This is a genomic window from Marinobacter sp. G11, assembly GCF_021282325.1.
In the GTDB taxonomy this organism is placed as follows: domain Bacteria; phylum Pseudomonadota; class Gammaproteobacteria; order Pseudomonadales; family Oleiphilaceae; genus Marinobacter; species Marinobacter vinifirmus.
This window is the reverse complement of sequence record NZ_JAJSPB010000100.1, coordinates 1-1230: the sequence shown is the minus strand read 5'-3', so window position 1 is coordinate 1230 and position 1230 is coordinate 1. Positions and strand designations below refer to the sequence as shown.

Here is a 1230-nt window from a genome sequence, read left to right as displayed (position 1 = left end):
GGCACTGAGACTTCGGAGTAAGAAGAGAAACCCCGCGTCGCTACGCTCCGATGGGTGGCAGCCTTGCTCCGGTCCGGGTGGCAGGCTTCACGTGGAATGGGTGGCAACCTTCAGCGGTTTACGCAGGAGAGTGCGGAATGCAACTACTTGAGGTGTCAGATACCCCTTTTCATCAGCTTATGTTTCGATCTTCTGGCCGTGGGGGGCAGGTCAAGAAAGTCGTTTTGCCCTTTTACAAAGTATGGGCAGACTTGCCACCAGGCCTTTCGTCTTTTGTTGTAACTTCAGATCTTCAGGGGCGCGAATTAGACAGGAGACGGAACCGGTTGGTGGGCGAAGTGGTTGCTGAAGAGATTGCGTTGCTGTCGGAACTAGGGGAGATCCCCGAAGTAAATTTTGCGCTCTTAGCCGGCGATCTTTACGATTATCCCGACCTTCACAAGCTTGGGGGAACTGGTGATGTAACTTCTGTTTGGAATGCGTTCGCATCCAGGGTTGACTCAGTCGTTGGTGTTCTTGGTAACCACGATACGATCAACCCTATCGACTTGGCAGTGAATGCGAGAGTTTTGGATGGCACGTCTTGTGACGTTGCAGGAATCAAAGTGGGTGGTGTGAGCGGGATCATCGGGAGCAGCAACCGTAACCAGCGGAAGCCCGAAGAAGTGTTTCTCAAATGCCTTCAGAACGTGACTGGCAGTAGGAATGATATAATTCTTCTGCACCAAGGCCCGGAAGATGCAGTGAATAACCAAGTTGGTTCCCCATCTATTACTGATCACCTTTTGCGGGAGGGGCGTAGCATCGTCCTTTTCGGCCATACTCCTTGGCACAAACCATACATTTCCGTTGGGGATAATCAGGCACTTAATGTTGATAAGCGCGTTTATATCATTTGCGCGAATATTCAATGAGCATCTATTTCTGAAAGAGAATAATGATGTTTTTGCCTTATACGCAAACATTTTTAGTTTTACGTATAGTAACGACTGAGATCAGCGATCGATAAAAACTAAAAACAGCTGAGCGGCTACTAGGGGGCACGTCAGTCCATCCACACATAAGGTAAACAGCTTGAGCAGAAGCCCCCTAGTTTCACTTACTTTGAGCCTGTAAATAAATCTGTGTAACTGCCCACCCCATTACAGGTGACCGTCCAGGCGGTCACCGAATTCGATAATAAAGCGATTCAGTGCCGGCTTCCAATCACGGATCGGCATCGTCCATTTC

The 1230-nt window shown here is 49.3% G+C and carries 1 protein-coding gene; it reads left to right on the top strand.

Going from position 1 to position 1230, the window contains the following annotated elements:
- Positions 1-137 precede the first annotated feature (137 nt).
- A complete protein-coding gene (locus tag LWH94_RS19185; protein ID WP_232903308.1) occupies positions 138-914 on the top strand; it encodes a metallophosphoesterase family protein in 777 nt (258 codons plus the stop codon).
- Positions 915-1230: the final 316 nt, after the last annotated feature.